Source organism: Streptomyces rubellomurinus, assembly GCF_000961885.1.
Classification (GTDB): domain Bacteria; phylum Actinomycetota; class Actinomycetes; order Streptomycetales; family Streptomycetaceae; genus Kitasatospora; species Kitasatospora rubellomurina.
On the sequence record NZ_JZKH01000308.1, the window covers coordinates 1 to 541 of the forward strand.

Consider the following 541-nt stretch of genomic DNA (forward strand, 5'->3'; position numbering starts at 1 on the left):
CGCAGACGCCAACAACAGGCCCGGACCAGCCATTACAAGAGACGAGGCCACAGCCCGAGAGCTGAAGCCTCGTCACGGTAAGCACCGTTGCAGTACTAGCACTCACGTTCCAGCTCTGCCTCTTTTTCGAGGTAGTGACTGCTGGTGAGTGTTTCCAGAGCTACCGCGCCTGAAGCCGACGAGTTGCTGATCGACGCCCGGATGAGCCCGGCGACCAAGAAGAAGCCCAAGGTCAGGCTCGTCAGACCCGTCTACCGTGGCGGCCCGTACAGCACTCTCGGTGTGAAGAACCCCCGGGGCGGCAAGAATCGGGCGACCAAGGGTACGGAACGCAACCACATGCCCGCGTGGAAGGCCACCAAGGACGCGCAGGCGGTGGGTGGTAGGACCGCCAAGATCACGCAGGCGCTGAATGTGGTCTCGCGCTACACCGCCCCCCGCCGTCGAGATGGACATCGCCGACCACAAGAAGACCGGAAGTTGGGGTACGGCTGGCAAGGGCTGGCGAGCGGACCAGACGAGGCTGCTGGTGCAGGGCAAG

The 541-nt window shown here is 63.8% G+C and carries 1 protein-coding gene; it reads left to right on the top strand.

Translation table 11 applies throughout. From position 1 onward, the window contains the following. Nucleotides 1–144: 144 nt before the first annotated feature. Nucleotides 145–541: hypothetical protein (locus VM95_RS43095; RefSeq protein WP_157882316.1), on the top strand; the 397-nt coding region annotated here is incomplete at its 3' end.